Raw genomic sequence first — 18,761 nt, forward strand, 5'->3', positions numbered from 1 at the left:
GAGAAATGCAGCGTATGTCTGATCAAGAGCAATGGAGCGAATCTGGACTTGAAATTGCAGTTGTAGGATTAGCAGGTACGTTTCCCGAGGCACCGAATGTGCAAGCGTTTTGGGAAAATGTATCGCAAGGGAAAGAATCCGTTACGTTTTTCACTGATGAAGAATTAAAGGCAGCGGGTGTAGATGAGACGCTGCTAAAACGTTCTGATTATGTCAAGGCAAAGCCATATTTACAGCATGCATCATCATTTGATGCAGACTTTTTTGGCTACTCTCCGCGAGAGGCATCTATTATGGACCCGCAAATTCGATTGATGCATGAATGCACATGGCATGCGCTAGAGGATGCAGGCTATGAGCCTGAGCGATACGAAGGATTAATTGGTCTTTATGCCGGCGCATCTAGCAATCTATCGTGGATGGGGCAGCATATGTCGTCACTTGCAAAGAACGAAGATGTGTTTCAAATCATGCATCTCAATGACCCATCCTTTGCTTCTCGGATTGCCTATAAATTAAATCTAAAAGGTCCAAGCGTATCGGTGCAAACGGCTTGCTCCACATCGCTTGTTGCTATCCATATGGCCTGCCAAGGATTAATCGGCGGTGAATGTGACCTTGCGTTAGCAGGAGGTGTCACACTCCATCAGCCGCAAATCACAGGCTATCAATACCAAGAAGGAATGATTTATTCTCCTGATGGTCATTGCCGTCCGTTTGATGAAAAAGCAAAAGGAACCATTTTTGGTGAAGGTGCAGGCGTTGTTGCGCTAAAACGATTAAAAGATGCGATAGAAGATGGAGATTTTATTTATGCTGTCGTAAAAGGATCTGCAACGAACAATGATGGGAGCAATAAAGTCGGTTATACAGCCCCAAGTGTGAGTGGACAGGCAAGTGTCATTGAATCTGCGTTAGAAATGGCTGAGACAGAACCAGAGACGATTTCTTATATCGAAGCGCATGGAACGGGGACGCCTGTTGGAGATCCGATTGAGATTGAGGCGCTTACCCGTGCTTTTCAAACAGATCAACAAGGCTATTGCCGAATTGGATCAGTCAAAGCCAATATTGGGCATTTAGATGCCGCAAGCGGTGTAGCTGGTTTTATCAAAACAGTCATGATGCTACATCATCGTCAATTTGCCCCGATGCCGCACTTTGAGAAACCGAATCACCGCATTTCTTTTGATCAAACCCCATTTTATGTTGGGAGAGACAAAGAGGAGTGGAAGACATCTCAATTGCCAAGGAGAGCGGGAGTCAGTGCCTTTGGTATAGGGGGAGCAAATGCTCATGTCATCTTAGAAGAGGCAAAGCCGAGAAAAGCAAACAGCAACGCCTCGTCCAAAGAATTAATCGTGCTGTCAGCTAGATCAACGCATGATCTGAAGAACGTGACAAAAAACTTAAAGGAATATGTCTCCTCACATCCTGATCTCTCACTTGGTGAAGCAGCTTATACCTTACAAAGTGGAAGAAAGGCTTTCAAATATCGAAAAGCGTTTGTCTGTTCCACGCGGGAAGAGTTATTAGCGGAGCTGCAATTGCTGAATGAAGAGACAGCAGGCAGAGAAAGTCATTTTTATAAACGGATCAGCATGAAGCTGACGGGGTATCATGAGTCAGGTTTACGTGATTACATCAAGCTGTATGAGAAAGATTCTTCTTTCAAAATAGAAGTGGATCGAATCATAAGCCTCGTCCAATCCGCGGTACCTATCAAAAAAGATGAGCTGTTCCATCCTAAACAAAGCAGTCAATCAGAAGTGGCGATGCTGATCATGACATCGGCTTTTGCCAACATGGTAAGATCACTCGGAATTGAACTAGATGGATGGGTTGGAGAAGGTAGCGGCGTCTGGACAGCTTTATATGCAGCAGGCGGCCTTGAGCTAAACGATGCGGCATCTATTGTGTACCAACTTCATGATACCGAGACGGTTAATCAAAGGCTGGCTTCCCTGCCTCAGAGGACACTCCAACAGCCTGTTTACTTGCAGCAAATTGGGGAGGAACTAACCACTTTCGATCCATCGTCTGTAAAGGGTCTTCTTACTATGGATCAGCCTGTAAAATCACCAATAGTTGAGCAAGAATCACCAGCTTTGATCATTGACCTTTCAACGAAACAAGGGATTGTAGTTGAAAAGGGAGCAGAAAAAACAACCGAACCACTTGATGGAGACATGCTTCAAATCGCAGGTGTTCTTTGGGAAATGGGGGTCGGCTTAGCTTTCCCAATAACAGATGAGAAGAACAGACAGCGTATTCCGCTACCTGGGTACCCATTTCATAAAACTGATTTCTCTGCACAAACAAATACGATGGCAGCCATTGAACCACAAAAGCCGCAGAATGAACAGCGTGTCTTTGCTTCACTCGCTTCTTTACAAAAAGACATTCACGACATTGTGCAAACTCATTTTGGGTTTGATCAAATAGATGATGAATCGCCATTTTTCGAATTTGGTGCGACATCCCTTGATATTTCTCAGCTTGCAGCGAAAATATCTGAGCATGTGGACAAGCAAATTGACACTGTGCAATTGTATCGGTTTGCGACAGTGGCAAGTTTTGCTGAATATTTGTTTGAAGAACAGTCAGAACAGATTCAAACGCCTGCTTCTCGCCAAGTAAAAAACACGTCCCAGGAGCAAACGGATATTGCGATTGTCGGAATGGCTGGAAGATTCCCGGGAGCTTCATCGCTAGAAGACTTTTGGCAGCGTCTTGTGAATGGCGAGGAAATGATTCACTTTTTCACAGAAGAAGAGCTCAAGAAAGCAGGGCTGGATGCGTCTGTCTACCAGCATCCGAATTTCATTGGAGCAAAAGGTCGTTTACAAGAAATCGAAGGCTTTGATGCAGACTTCTTCAACTATTCTGCTAGAGAGGCAGAGCTAATGGATCCGCAGTTCAGGCTCTTGCATGAATGTGCTTGGGAAGCGCTGGAGGATGCTGGCTGTGACCCTGATCGAATGGCAGGGAAAATTGGCGTTTATACAGGAACGAGTCCAAACCATGAGTGGCTGACGCGCTTTGCCCATCAAATGGAAGCAACTGAGCAATTCAGCGCCATGCTGTTAAATGATCGTGAGTTCTTTAGTACACAGCTTTCTTATAAATTGAATTTACACGGGCCTAGTGTGACCATGCAAACAGCTTGTTCGACCTCACTTGTCAATATTGGCATGGCCTGTCAAGCATTATTGAATCAAGAATGTGATGCAGCACTGGCAGGCGGTGTGACGGTTAGTTCTCCAGAAAATATCGGCTACATCTATCAAGATGGGATGATTCAATCAAAGGATGGACATTGCCGACCGTTTGACCAAGAGGCGAGCGGAACCATTTTCGGAGATGGAGCGGGGATTGTTCTGCTAAAACGTTATGAAGATGCGATGAGAGACGGTAACCCGATTCATGCGGTCATCAAAGGGGTTGGTGTGAACAATGATGGCAGCCGAAAAGCTGGTTTTACCGCTCCGAGTGTGGAAGGACAGGCAGAGGTTTTAAAAGAAACGTATGAAAAATCAGGTATCGACCCCGCGTCCATTGGTTATGTAGAAGCTCATGGTACGGGGACAAACATGGGAGATCCAATTGAGGTATCTGCTCTTAGTCAAGTGTTCAAAGGGACAGATCCGCTGACGATTCCGATCGGTTCTGTGAAAAGTAATGTCGGACACTTAAATAGTGCGGCAGGGATTGCAGGTCTGTTTAAAGCCATTTTGGCTCTCCAGCATAAAACGATTCCGCCAACCATTCATTATGAATCACCCAATCAGGAGATTCCTTTCAAAGATACACCGTTTTATGTGAATCAAAAGGCGTTGTATTGGAAGGAAGCAGATGGTCAGAGAAGAGCGGGAGTTAGCTCTTTCGGTATTGGCGGAACGAATGCCCATATGATCATAGAAGAGGGCATACAGGCGAAGCAGAAGCCAGCTTCTAACCAAAAGCAGCTGCTCGTCTTATCTGCAAAAACAGATACTGCTTTGGCGGAAATGACAGAGCGATTAAAGCAGTATGTGATCCAGCATCCTCAAGTCCCGCTTGAAGATATTGCTTATACATTACGGTATGGTAGAAAGCAATTTCCATACCGAAAAGCGATCGTACTCGCGTCTGCTGATGAATGGATGCAGCAGAAACAGCTTGAAACGAGTGTGTTCCGAAGCAAAAAATGGCGTAAAGCGACCTTTATGTTTTCGGGTCAAGGCGCTCAGTATGCTGGTATGATGCGAGGATTATATGATGCAGAGCCAGTGTTCAAATGGGAAGTAGATAGATGCTTTAAATATGTAATGGAAACGGAGCAAGTGGATTTAAAGAGCATTGTTTTTTCCGAGGATGAAACGAACGAAGACATCACAAAAACGTCAAATGCCCAGCCGCTTCTATTTATATTTGAGTATGCATTAGCCAAATTGCTTCAGCATAGCGGTGTTGAGCCAGAATCAATGATTGGACACAGTATCGGCGAGTACGTTGCCGCTTGTTTGTCAGGGGTCTTTTCTCTCGAGTCTGCATTAACACTCGTGATGGCAAGAGGAAGATTGATGCAAGACATGGAAAAAGGCACGATGCTTAGTGTGCAATTACCCGAGGCGGAGCTCATCTCAATGATCGATGAATCGCTTTCTGTTGCTGCTGTCAATGCAAAAGACCTTTGTGTCGTTTCTGGAAGAGAAGAGCATATCGCTGCATTTGAAATGAAACTGCAAGACAAAGGAATTGTCACAAGACAGCTCCATACTTCTCATGCCTTTCATTCCTACATGATGGAGCCGATGCTTGAGGCGTTTCAACAATTCGTAGAGAAAGTAGAATTGCACGAGCCGGCAATTCCGTTTATATCGAATGTGACAGGCACCTGGGCGACAAGCGAAGAGGTGATGACAGCATCTTATTGGACGAACCACCTGCGTGGAACCGTTCGTTTTCATGAAGGTCTATCTCAGCTGTTAACCGATGAAGTACGAGCACTCATTGAAGTTGGACCTGGAAACAGCTTGACGGCATTAGCGAAACGTCATGAAAACAAAGAGTCTCATCATGATGTCCTGAATATGGTGAGGCATACGAGAGAACAAGCGGATGACCATGCATATTTCTTAAAGAGAATAGGAGAGCTATGGGCAGGGGGCTACGAGGTCAAAGCGCAGCAACATCCAACTCAAGAGGAACGTCAGCTCGTATCGCTACCGACCTATCCATTTGAGCGGAAACGATATTGGATTGAAGCAGGAAAGCCCGCGTCTCCGCAGCTATCCGCTCCTAAAGAAACGAAGAAAAAAGAGATGGAAGAATGGTTCTACCTGCCTTCTTGGGAGCAGCAGCCGCTAAAACCAGTTTTCAAAAAAGAAACAGAAGAACAAACGTGGCTCATTTTCAAGGAACAGGATGCTTTTCATGAACTGTTTACCCATTCATTTACGCAACAAGGTATCAAGGTCATTTCTGTCACAAAGGGTGAAGCTTATCAAGAGCAAGATCAGTCGTTTACGATCAATCCGGCAGAAGGCCAGCACTACCGAAACATGCTAGATTCATTGTCTAATAGGGGCATCAATATTCAGCGGATTCTGCATTTATGGGAAGCTGCGAAAGAAAATGACAACTCGAATCGTCAAGCCGCTTTTCAGGCGCACATTGAAAAAGGCTATTACAGCTTAATTTTCTTATCTCAAGCGATTGCTGCCCAAAAAAATATTCTAGAATGCCGTCTGTTTACGATCACTAGCGGAATCCAGCCAGTTACAGGCAATGAGACGATATGTGCAGAGAAAAGTGCAATGCTTGGACCATGTAAAGTCATTTCACAGGAATACCATCATATTAAGTGCTGGAATATCGATGTGGAAGACGTGCCAGAAGTCATGTCTTGGAAGGAACAAGTCCTTGTCGATCTTATTGTGCAGGAAATCATGCAGCCTGGAAAGGACCAGCTTGTGGCGTATCGTCATCGAAAGCGCTGGGTGCAAAGCTACAAGCATTTGCCGCTGCAAAAAGAAGATGGACTTCCGAAGATGATCAGGCCAAATGGTGTTTATTTGATCACAGGAGGTTTAGGCGGTATCGGATTTGTTCTATCAAAGATGCTGGCGAAGGAAGGAAATGTACATCTTTATTTAACTGGCAGATCGGCATTGCCGCCAAGAAATGAATGGGCGTCATATGTTCAACAAGCAAATGCCGATGAAGCGCAGCGCACGAGAATTGAGAAGGTGCTTGAGCTCGAACGATTAGGTGCAACAGTAGAAGCGGTGCAGGCGAATGCAGGAGATCTGGATCAGATGAAACATGTATTTGATGCCATTCGCAAAAAGCATGGCGGCGTTCATGGTGTATTCCATGCAGCAGGATTACCAGGAAGTACATCCTTCCGTGCAATCAAAGATATCCCTTCTACACTGGCGCAGGGAGAGGATCAATTCCAATCAAAGGTGAAAGGGCTCGATGTGCTAGAGCAGCTGCTGGAACAAGAACAAGCAGACTTTTGTCTTCTCTTTTCTTCCATTAGTGCATTGCTTGGGGGCTTAGGATTCTCTGCTTACTCAGCGGCTAACTTATATATGGATGCATTTGCAGCTAGACTTAATCAACATAGTCAAACCCCGTGGATGTGTGTGAACTGGGATGCGTGGAATTTCTGGGGTGAGCTAGAATCCACAATAGGTGAATCGATCAATGAGCTTGCGATTTTACCAGAAGAGGGTGCTGAGCTGTTCCAGTATGTTCTGTCTAGCCGGCAGAATCGACACATGCTCGTGTCTACAGGAAATCTTGATGAACGGATAGATCAATGGCTGTCACTAGAGCCTAAGACTGTAGCGGATGAGGATTCGTATGAAGTGTCTAAGCACGAAAGACCAGAGCTGGGCAATCCATATGTGGCGCCTCGAAATGAAACTGAAAAAGCGATCTGCCAAGTATGGCAGGATTTTATGGGCATGGAACAAGTGGGCATTCACGACAATTTCTTCGATCTCGGCGCAAGCTCACTGGATATTGTCCAAGTCACCAATCGGTTAAATCAAGCACTTCAAACAAATGAAGCGGTTGTGACCTTGTTTACGTACCCTTCTGTTGCAGAGCTTGCGAAATATATCCAGCCTTCTGAGGACTCGAAGGAAGAAGTGATGGAAGAAGAACTAGCCGTCGTCACTTCAGGTGATCGAAGAGCTCGTTTTAAACAGCAACGGAATAAAAGATTGAGAGGCGGAATCGAGAATGAATGATACAACGAATCACTATCATGGCGCAGAAATTGCTGTTATCGGTCTTGCAGGTCGTTTTCCAGGGGCCAAAAATGTAGATGAGTACTGGGAGAATCTGAAAAAGGGAAAAGAAACAATCTCCTTTTTTACAGAAGAAGAATTACGGCGTGAAGGTACAGATGAAGCTTTATTAAAAAATCCCCGTTTTGTTAAAGCAAAAGGGATGCTAGATGATGTTGATTTATTTGATGCAGATTTCTTTGACTATACACCAAAGGAAGCGGCCATGATGGACCCGCAGTTTAGACTGTTTCATGAATGTGTATGGACGGCGCTTGAAGACGCTGGATACGATCCGTTTGAATATAAAGGGCAAATCGGTCTTTATACAGGTGCAGGGATCAATACAGAATGGGTCATGAGAGCACTTCAAGGGGCGGCTCAAGGTGAGGATTCGAAAACACTGGAAGCTGCCGTTCTGAATATGCGTGATTATTTAGCGACGATGATTTCATATAAATTAAATCTGAAGGGACCGAGTATGGTGGTGCAAACCGCCTGCTCGACCTCGATGGTGTCGATTCATTTAGCCGTTCAGGCTTTATTAAGCGGCGACTGTCATATGGCTGTTGCAGGTGGCGTGTCCATTCGTCTGCCGCAAAAATCGGGCTATCTGTATCAAGAAGGCATGATCCATTCATCTGACGGGCATTGCCGCGTCTTTGATAACAAAGCCGATGGAACCGTTTTTGGTGATGGTGCAGGAGCCGTTATTTTAAAAAATTTAGAGGATGCCATTGAAGACGGCGATCACATTTATGCTGTCATCAAAGGGTCATCTATTAATAATGATGGAAATAGAAAAGTAGGATATACAGCGCCGAGTACGAAAGGTCAAGTTTCAGCGATTAAGACAGCACTTCGAATGGCTGAGGTGGAACCTGAAACCATTTCGTACATTGAAGCACATGGAACCGGGACAACCCTCGGAGATCCGATCGAAATTGAAGCGCTCAAGCAAGCATTTGATACAGATAAAAAAGGCTTTTGCCGCATTGGCTCTGTCAAATCAAATGTTGGTCATCTGAATGATGCATCAGGTGTCGCGGGCTTTATTAAAACCGTTTTAAGCTTAAAGCATCAAGTGATTCCGCCGACCATTCATTTTGAAACACCAAATGAAAAAATTGAATTTGCCAATTCGCCTTTCGTTGTAAACACAGACTTGACGCCATGGAGCACGCAAGAATCTCCTCGCCGAGCAGGTGTAAGCTCATTTGGGATAGGTGGAACAAATGCTCATGTCATTTTAGAAGAAGCACCTGCTACACGTGTTGCCGCTGATAGCCCTGAGGATAGTGAACTTCTTTTATTATCTGCCAAAACACCAGCAGCTCTTGAAAAAATGACGGATCGCCTTGCGGACTATTTACTCCAGCATCAGCAACATGTTCGTCTAAGTGACGTTGCCTATACGCTGCAAACAGGCCGCCATCATTTCCCGCATAAACGTGTCATTCTTGGAAGTAACACAGCGGTTATGTTACAGGCGCTGAATCAAAGGTCAAAAGAGGTGGTCAAGACGGCTAGCTCCCAAACATCGAGCCGTCCAGTCGTCTTTCTTTTCCCAGGCCAAGGATCTCAGTATGTAGACATGGGGCGTCAGCTTTATGACAAATATCCAGTCTTTAAAGAAGCGCTGGATCAATGCTTGAATCAATTCAAACAGCATGTCTCAGTTGACCCATTCAGCATTTTATTCTCAACAGAAGCAAGTGATGATCGTCAGCTGATCAACCAAACAGAATATACGCAGCCGCTTCTGTTTAGTGTTGAATACGCTTTGGCTAAATTGCTGATTCATTTTGGCGTCAAACCGCAGGCACTGATCGGTCACAGTATTGGAGAATATACGGCTGCTGCCGTATCTGGTTTACTATCTGTTGAAGATGCCGTAGATCTTGTGGCTTATCGCGGACAGCTCATTAGCCAGCTTCCAAAAGGCTCTATGCTGAGTGTTCCTTTGAGTGAACAGAACGTGCTGCCATATTTAACAGATGATCTTTCACTTGCAGCAGTAAATGGTCCTGAATTGTGCGTAGTGTCAGGTGAGACCGTAGCCATTGATGCACTTGCTGAGAAGCTGGAGGCTGCTGGACATGGGTGCAGGAAGCTTCACACCTCTCATGCCTTCCATTCTAAAATGATGGATGACATCCTGCCATCATTTAAAGAAAAGGTAGCCGAGTATCAATTGAATGCGCCGTCTATCCCGTATATTTCTAACGTCACAGGTACGTGGATTGACCATGAAGCAGTGCAAGACCCGGCATATTGGGCTAATCATTTGCGGCAAGCGGTTCGTTTCCGTGATGGAGCAGAGACGTTATTAACGGAGCTTGATCCTATTTTCGTTGAAGTCGGGCCGGGGAATACGTTAAGTGCCTTTATTCGCCAAGCTTCAAAGGAACATCATCAGCAGCCGATTCCATTGATGCGTCATCCAAAAGAAGAGGCAGCCGACGACCGCTACCTGCTGGGAAGATTGGGTGACATCTGGCTTCAAGGGGTGCCGGTTGACTGGACAAAATTGCGAAATCAGACATCAAATCAAAAAGTATCCTTGCCGACCTATCCGTTTGAACGACAACGATATTGGATTGAAAAGGTAGATACATCTGCATTATCTTCATCCTCAGGTGTGCAAATGGTGGTGCCAAAGGATAACAAAGGGCAGGAAATAGAAGAAAACAATCAAGTCCATGCCGCCGCATCGAATGACATTGAGGCAACGTTACAGCGGATGTGGAAAGACATTTTAGGAATTGAAAAGGTGGAAAGAGACGACCATTTCTTTGAGCTTGGCGGACATTCGTTAAATGCCACCGGTCTGATTTCTCAAATTCACAAAGAGTTTGGTGTAGAGCTAACGCTCACAGACATGTTTAACAATCCGACAATTGAAAAGCTCCAAGCATTCATCGAAAAGGCAGAGAAGCATCAATATTTCAAGATTGAACCAGTCGAAAAGAAAGACACATATCCATTATCTGCTGCTCAAAGACGGACATTCCTCATTCATCAGCGTATTGGTCAAGTGACCTCTTACAACATGCCGATGGCACTGAGATGTAAAGGGGAAATTGTCGTCGAGCGCTTTGAGCAGACCTTCAAGCAATTAATTGATCGTCATGAAACCTTGCGAACGACCTTTGAATTAAAAGATGGTGAACCAGTTCAGCGTGTCCATGATGACTTCCAATTTGCTGTTGAATTGACAGAGGCTGATGAAGAAGGATTAGAAGCACAAATCGATGAATTCATTCGTCCATTTGACTTAAAGGCTGCACCATTGATCCGTGTGCGTTTTGTGAAAATCGCAGCTAACGATCACCTCTTATTAGTCGATATGCATAATATTGTGGCGGATGGAGCGAGCATGAACATCTTTATTAAAGAATTTACTGAGCTCTATCGAGGGGAAACCTTGCCGGAACTCACTGTTCAATATAAAGATTATGCAGAATGGCAAGACAAATATTTCCGCAGCGAGATGTTTCAAAAGCAGCAGGATTATTGGAAGCAGCAAATTGGCTCAAATGTGCCAACTTTGACAATGCCATATGATTTTGAACGGAAGGAACAATCCTTCTTAGGAAGAGCGATCAAATTCAATATTGAACCGCACATCGTTGAGAAAATTGAACAGCTTGCTGAACAGTATCAGCTGACAAATAACGTTATCTTGTTCCAGCTCTATGGGCTACTGCTCTCACGTTATGCAGATCAAGAGGAGCTGATTGTCGGTTCACTTGTGGCTGGACGGCGTCATGCAGATATCGAGCATACAATTGGCATGTTTACAAACTTCCTGCCAATTAAACTAGACATGGTACAAGAATCAACCTTTACAGAGCAACTGGCGCAGACAAAGCAAGTATTGCTGGATGCGTATGACCATCAAGAGTACCCATTTGACAAAATGGTTGAGCATCTGAATCCAAAAACAAGACCGCATCGCAATCCATTCTTTGATACAATGCTCATCTACCATAATGAGTACGATCCGAATATTAAAATCGAAGCCGATGGACTAACATTCGAAACACATGAGTTTGCAAAGGGAATTTCCAAACTCGATATGAAAATGGATGTTGTCAGAGAAGTAACGGGGGAGTTAAAGTGCGTCCTTCAATACAATCTTGCGCTGTTTAAACATGAGACAATGCAAGCGTTCGTCAAGCACTTCGAGCACTTGGTCGAACAGGCTGTTCAAACACCTGATCAACTGCTCAAGGATTTCGATGTGCTTACAGAGGAAGAAGAACAGGCAGCAAAGGAGAAAAGGGAGCGTGCAGAGGAAAAAGCACCGCTCGTACTTACAGTTAGCTCGACATTTACAGCAGATCCAATCGCACCTTACATTCAGTACTGGACCAAGCAGTTTGATGTGCAGCTTGATGTTCAATTTGCACCGTATGGGCAGGTATATCAGGAATTACTAAATGAGCGCAGCCTTATCTCACAGAAGAAAAACGGTGCGAACCTTCTGCTCATTCGATTAGAGGATATCACGGGTCCAGCTCATCTTTCACTGGAAGAAAAGAAAAAACTGGCTGCAGAGCATGCTGAAGAACTTGCAAACGTTCTGAAATCAAAAACGAAACATAACTTATATTTTGTTGGGATTCTGCCGATAAGTGCTGCTCTTAAAGACACGCTGCAAGATGTGGAACGAGAGTGGATTGCTCAATTATCTGAGATAGACGGTGTTCAATTAATCGACTGCCGTCAGCTTGCGAAGCACTATCAGATAGATGACATCTTTGATGCAAAAGGAGAGCAAGCCGCACATCTCCCATTCACAGAAGTCTTTTGTGGAGCCATCGGTACAAAAGTCGCACGCGAGTTCATTGCATGGCAAGGTGCACCATTTAAGGTAGCGGCCATTGATTGTGATCACACGCTTTGGAGAGGTGTCGTTTCAGAAGACGGTATAGAAGGCATCGATATTACGCCAGAACATCAAATGCTTCAGCGCTTTTTAAAACAAAAGCAAAAAGAAGGTCTCTTGCTTGTCTTAAGCAGCAGGAATAATGAAGAAGATGTGTGGCGCGTGTTTGAAAACCACCCAGATATGATCTTGCAAAAAGACGATATTGTCGACTGGCGGATCAATTGGGAAAGTAAACCGGCACATCTCAAAGAAATGGCAGATTCACTGAATCTTTCATTATCTCAGTTTATTTTCTTAGACGATGATCCTGCTCAGTGCTTGCGTATGAATGAAGAGCTGCCTGAAGTGATGACACTGCTACTACCTGCCAATGAAAAAGCGATCCCATTATTCGCTCAGCATGCTTGGGCATTTGACCGCTATGATGTCACAGAAGAAGATAGAGGGCGAACAACGAGCTACAAGGCTGAAAAAGCTCGTCAAAAGGAGAAAGCAGAATCGCCGTCAATGGAGCAATTTTTACAAGATTTGAATTTGAACATGAGTGTAACAAAGTGGGGAGAAAAGCACCTTGCCCGCGTGGCGCAAATGAGCAGTCGCATTAACCAATTCCGCTTAAATGATCAGCGCTTTGATGAACAGCAGCTGAGAGAGCGGATGGAAAATGAGCTTGTTCAGGGCTGGATTATCGAGGCAGCGGATCGCTTCAGTCATGAAGGAATTGTAGGGGCGATCTTGGCTCATCATGCAGGCGACACCTTGATCATTGATGCATGGATGCTAAGCTGCCGTGCTCTAGGGAAAGGGATTGAGCAAAAATGTCTGACATGGCTCGCTGAATATAGCCGTCAGCACCAGCTTTCTTCTATTGAATTCACATTTGCATCGACTGGACGTAATGAGCTATTCAAGTCATTTATGAAAGAGCACCAGATGCAGGAGATGGGGGAGCAGCAAACATACCGGATACAAGTGGAAGAAATCGGTTCACTGAGCGATCACATTCAGATCGTCGACCACCTGTCACCTCGTCAGCACCCGGCTGAAGAAATAGAGGGTCAAAGGGTGGAGACAGCAAGTCATTCAGCTTCTGAAGGTTACACATGGGAAACGGTTCAAACAGATCAAACGCTGCACAGCGGGTATGTAAAAGCCCTTAAGGTACATGATCAAGAAGGTCTTCGTTCATTATTAAAGACGGAACTAACGCAGGATCAGGGACTTTACGCACAGCCAACCAATGAACGCGAGGCATTGCTTCTTGAGATTTGGTGTGACATTCTTCATGTGGAAAAAGTAGGAATTGACAACGACTTTTTCGATTTAGGAGGAAATTCTTTACTTGCTGTCAAAATGGAAGTAGAGATAGAAAAGAAGGGTTGGTATGTTGATGATTTGAATTTTGCTGAAAAACACACCATTCGAGAATTAGCAAAATATATGAAGAGGGAGAATCAGCATGCATAAAGATGTAAAAGCCATATATAAAGAATCAAAAATTTTAGATGAGGCCACTCATTTATACGGAGTCCAGCGAAGTGACATCCACTTTATCGCAGATGCAGAAAACTATGTGTATGAACTTAAAAAAGACGGAGAGTCTTTCATTTTAAAAATTACCCATACCATCCGCAGATCACCTGATTATATTTTAGGTGAAATGGAATGGCTCCATCACTTAGCGAAGGGCGGACTTTCGGTTGCAAAACCAATTGCTTCATTAAATGGCCGTGATATCGAGCAAGTAGACGATGGGCAAGGCGGTTCATTTTTACTGCGGGTCTATGAAAAAGCACCGGGTCATAAAGTCGAAGAGGCAGACTGGAATGATGAATTATTTTATGCCCTTGGACAGTACACAGGCCGCATGCATAAACTGACAAAAAGCTATCAGCTGTCAGATACGCGATATAAAAGACAAGAGTGGGATGAAGAGGAGCAGCTTAAATTGCGTAAGTATGTCCCAGCCGATCAGACGCTTGTATTCGAACAAGCGGATCGGTTGATGGAAAAGCTGGCAAAGCTTCCGAAAAATCAGGATACGTACGGATTGGTTCATGCGGATCTTCATCACGGAAACTTCCACTGGGATCAAGGCAAAATTACGACCTTTGATTTCGATGATATTGGGTACAACTGGTTTATGAATGACATTAGCATTTTGCTATACAATGTGTTGTGGTACCCAGTCATTCCATACGAAGACAAAGCAGCTTTTGCAGGAAACTTTATGAAGCAGTTCCTTAAAGGCTATCGTGAAGAGAATGAGCTTGGGGATGAGTGGCTTGCCTACATTCCTGACTTCCTTCGCTTACGTCACGTGCTAATCTATGGCTTGCTGCATCAAGCATTTGATTTGGCTACCATCGGAGAAGAAGAGAAGGCCATGCTCGCTAGCTTCCGCTCCGACATTGAGCAAGCAGCACCGATTACGACGTTTGACTTTACAAAGCTAAGTCAATCTTAACATCAAAATCCCCGCCTATGTGATGAGGCGGGGATTGTTTTTTTATGGGCGATAGGTGGACGGTGATTCAATGATATGAAACAGGTTCTTTCCTTGCTTTGTATTATCGATCCAGCCTTGAAATGCTGCTTTACCAGGTCCATATGCATAGACAGGGACATCCTCACCTGTATGAGCAAAGGTTGTCCAGCCTGAGAAAGAACGCTGATCAAAGATGTGTTGAATGCTGAGTTGAATTGTACTGGCCTTCCCTGATTGTGCCGCTTTCTCCACCTGTGAGATTTCCTCATTTGTGAGCGAGAAATCAATATGGGTGTGAAGGACATCACGTACCGATTGTCCGCCTGCGATTTTCTTTGCCATATACACTGGTGTTTTCTTAGCAGCTAAAATAGGTGCTGGGTCCCATTTATATCCAGTTTCACTTGTCATGCCGTCTGCACCAAACGAAAAGCCGCCAGTCGCATGATCTGCTGTGATGACAACGAGTGTTTCTTGATCCTTTTTAGCGAATTGAAGAGCCGCTTGGACTGCTTTCTCAAAATCCTCCATCTCACTCATTGCGCCGACCACATCATTTTCATGTCCAGCAGAATCAATGGTACTACCTTCAAGCAGCATGAAAAACCCATGCGAATTGTCTTGATTTAATTGGGCTAATGCTGACTGCGTCATGTCTTTTAAGGTAGGCACATGCTTTGGACGATCAATGGCTCGATCCAGCTCGTCCTCCTGGAATAAGCCGAGCATTTTCGAAGATGATTGGGAGGTTAAATCATCTTTTGACCTTAGTATGGAATAACCGCTCTTCTCAAATTCTTTCACAAGATCACGGTCTTTTCGGTCAAAATATTGCATGCCGCCACCTAGAAGGATATCAACTTTGTGCTCTCCGCCTATTTTCTCATCATAAAAGTGGTCTGCAATTTGTTCTTTGTTTTTTCGGGAGACGTTATGTGTGCCAAAAGCGGCAGGTGTAGCATCGGTGATGTCAGATGAGACAACAAAGGCTGTTTTCATTTGTGCTTCCTTTGCTGCTTCAACGACACTTCTAAGAGGTTCTTTTTCTTGGTTGACGGCGATGGCATCATTGTATGTCTTTTTTCCAGTCGCCATGGCCGTGGCTGCGGCAGCTGAGTCGGTAATATTATCTCGAGGATCATCTGGGTGTGTGGTCTGCATCCCGACTAAATACGGGTCCCAGACGGTTTGTGCTTTTGGAGAACCAAGCTTTTCCTGCTTGAATGTGCGGTAGGCTTTGATCACGGGCATCCCCATTCCATCGCCAACGATAAAAATAACATTTTTTGGTGTTTTCGTTTGTTTCTTGTCTGCTGCATTTGTTGAGACGGGAGTGACATAATGTGAGGTCAATAAAGCAGCGAATACGAGTACCGCTAGAATCCCACTCATAAGAAAAATACGTTTTTTACGATCCATAGAGCCCATGAAAAATCCCCTTTTATCATTTATTTCATAATTTGTATTTTATTTGAATGAGGGCAATGGTTCAACCCCTTTTCCCATAAAAAAAGGGATGAGACTTTTGCCTCATCACCTTTTATACCGTATCACACTTGACGCCAACGACGCCTTCTAGATCTTTAATATCAAAATACACATCGGTTGTATAGCGATCTTTATGCACGCGTACACGTACTTCCATAATCGGATAGTTCTTTTCTGTTAAATCATCAATACGAACAGAATGAATGCGAATGTTGAGGGCTTTCATTTCTTTTAAAATATCCGTCATACGGTTTCGATCAGAAAGAGACATTCTGATGCGGATTTCTTTTTCCTGTAAGCGAATCGGTCCGATCCGCTGGAAGAGCCATGGTAGAAATTCGACACTAACCAGAATAAAGAAAAGACTGAGGAAGGCTTCTTTATAAAATCCTGCACCTGTTGCAACCCCAAGTCCTGCTGCTCCCCAGATCATCGCAGAAGTCGTAAGACCTGAGATGACGTCATTGCTTTTTCTCAGAATCACACCTGCTCCAATAAAACCAACACCAGATATAATTTGCGCCGGTAACCTGAGTGGGTCCATTTGAAGCCTAGAGACTCGAGGGAAATTGTAGGCTGCATCAATGCTGATGATGGTTAACACGCAGGAGCTGACAGCAATGACAATACACGTTTTTAAGCCGAGCGGCTTTTTCTTCAGCTCGCGTTCAAGCCCAATAATCAAACCGATTAAGGTGGCCACGGCTAATTTTAAGACTGTATCCCATTCAATTGTCCAAAACATGCGTATCGCTCCTTCACTTCATGTACGTTTCACATCATGTATATGATCTTCTCACAGCCCATATGGCTGCACAACTCTTATTTTATTCAGAATCGGAAGAAAGAAAAGCTTTTTATTTAATTTAAAAAGAGAGTCATCCGCATAAGGCAGACGACCCTTCATGTTCTTTATTTTGTTTCTTCTTCAAGATGATTTTCCATTTTGTTAAATAGCTGTTTTGATGCTTTTGACGGCTTACTTGTCAATAAGCTCACAATAATGGCAGCTAATCCACTTAACGTAAAGCCAGGAATCATTTCATAAATACCTGTTGCATGGTTAAGGCCTGTCGTGATCCATGTGAGAACGACTATTGCACCAACAATCATCCCAACAAGGGCACCATGATGATTCATTCGCTTCCAGTATAGGCAAAGTAAGATGACTGGACCGAATGAAGAACCAAATCCAGCCCACGCATAACCGACAAGATCAAGAATGGTATCACTTGGATTAAGTGAAAGGCAAAGGGCAATTACAGCGACAACGAGTACAGACATACGGCCAATCATCACGAGCTCTTTATCAGATGCTTTTTTTCTAAAGAACGTTCTGTATAAATCCTCTGTCATCGCACTTGCCGTGACAAGCAGCTGAGACGAAATTGAACTCATAATCGCCGCTAAAATAGCAGAAAGTAAAAATCCAGTGATATATGGATGGAACAGCACCTTAGAAAAGACGATAAAGATCGTTTCAGGGTCAGCAAGGTTCATACCCGTTTCATGAACATAGGCAACACCGACTAAACCGACAGATAGTGAACCAATTACTGAAATAATCATCCAGCTCATTCCGATGCGGCGTGCTGGTTTTAAGTCTTTGACGGACGTAATCGCCATAAAGCGCACGATAATATGCGGTTGTCCAAAGTAACCTAGTCCCCAAGCGAGGAAGGATATAATGCCAATGACGCTCGTTCCTCTAAAAATATCAAGCAATTTAGGATCAATCTGTTGAATATCTTGGAATGTAGCAACAGGTCCGCCTAATTGTGTAAAGGCAACGATCGGCACGAGCACTAATGCTAAAAACATGATAGCCCCTTGGACAAAGTCAGTTAAGCTCACTGCCAGGAATCCACCAAACAATGTATACAAAATAACAATACTTGACGTCAAAATCAGTCCAAACATGTAGTGTGCACCAAATGCTGACTCAAATAAACGTCCGCCTGATACCATCCCAGACGATGTATACAGCGTAAAGAAAATTAAAATGATGACAGCTGATACAGCTTTTAATAAAGAAGATGATCCTTTGAATCGTTTATCAAAGAAATCAGGAATTGTAATGGCATCATCAGCAATTTCTGTATAAGAACGTAAACGGGGTGCAAGAATGAGATAGTTTAAGTAAGCACCGACGATGAGACCAATCGCAAGCCAGGTAGTCGATAAACCTGTTTTATACATTTCACCTGGTACACCCATCAGCATCCAGCCGCTCATATCCGCAGCACCTGCTGAAAGAGCTGTAACGAATGGACCAAGTCCGCGTCCACCAAGCATATAATCATTTAAATCATGTGTTTTCCTGAATGCATACCAACCGATGGCAAGCATCCCGATAAAATAAATAGATAAGGAAATTGTAACTTCAATACTCATTTTGTGTTCTCACCTTTTTCGTATAAATTTGACATCACCTCAATCAAAATATCCAGAAGTGTCAGGGCTAGTTTTTTGATTGAATGCCCTTCTCACTGCTATGGTTACTTAACCTAACAGAGTATTCCCAAGTGATCAACCTTCTTAAACCTCCTCATTTTGAAGAAAAAATGGACAGATCGGTGATACGAATCAGTTTGTATACGCT

At 44.1% G+C, this 18,761-nt stretch carries 6 protein-coding genes; 3 read left to right on the forward strand and 3 right to left on the reverse strand.

Annotated elements, in window-relative coordinates:
- The first annotated feature begins 14 nt into the window (after window positions 1-14).
- The 3 genes from MHH41_RS03400 to MHH41_RS03410 are packed head-to-tail and all read left to right on the forward strand — an operon-like array spanning window position 15 to window position 14,650.
- Window positions 15-7,247 (forward strand): SDR family NAD(P)-dependent oxidoreductase, encoded by a 7,233-nt coding sequence (locus MHH41_RS03400; protein WP_340865687.1) that lies wholly within the window; start codon window positions 15-17, stop codon window positions 7,245-7,247.
- The gene (locus tag MHH41_RS03405; RefSeq protein ID WP_340865688.1) at window positions 7,240-13,650 is read left to right on the forward strand and encodes an HAD-IIIC family phosphatase; all 6,411 of its coding nucleotides are present in this window, start codon (window positions 7,240-7,242) and stop codon (window positions 13,648-13,650) included. Before MHH41_RS03400 ends, MHH41_RS03405 begins: the two co-directional genes overlap by 8 nt.
- Window positions 13,643-14,650, forward strand: coding sequence for a phosphotransferase enzyme family protein (locus MHH41_RS03410; protein WP_284907786.1), 1,008 nt, complete (start codon window positions 13,643-13,645; stop codon window positions 14,648-14,650). The genes MHH41_RS03405 and MHH41_RS03410 overlap by 8 nt, the downstream gene beginning before the upstream one ends.
- Window positions 14,651-14,692: 42 nt before the next feature.
- Here MHH41_RS03410 and MHH41_RS03415 read toward each other — a convergent pair whose 3' ends face one another.
- The 3 genes from MHH41_RS03415 to putP form a co-directional block, all read right to left on the reverse strand.
- A complete protein-coding gene (locus MHH41_RS03415) occupies window positions 14,693-16,099 on the reverse strand; it encodes an alkaline phosphatase (RefSeq protein ID WP_003214312.1) in 1,407 nt (468 codons plus the stop codon).
- A gap of 112 nt (window positions 16,100-16,211) precedes the next feature.
- Window positions 16,212-16,904 carry an MgtC/SapB family protein gene (locus MHH41_RS03420; protein WP_050945740.1) on the reverse strand — a complete coding sequence of 231 codons (693 nt, stop codon included), beginning with the start codon at window positions 16,902-16,904 and terminating at the stop codon, window positions 16,212-16,214.
- 167 nt (window positions 16,905-17,071) lie between these two features.
- Window positions 17,072-18,553 (reverse strand): sodium/proline symporter PutP, encoded by a 1,482-nt coding sequence (gene putP / locus MHH41_RS03425; RefSeq protein ID WP_126741168.1) that lies wholly within the window; start codon window positions 18,551-18,553, stop codon window positions 17,072-17,074.
- Between the last annotated feature and the right edge of the window lie 208 nt (window positions 18,554-18,761).

It is taken from the genome of Bacillus sp. FSL K6-1145, from assembly GCF_038003425.1.
Classification (GTDB): domain Bacteria; phylum Bacillota; class Bacilli; order Bacillales; family Bacillaceae; genus Bacillus; species Bacillus pumilus.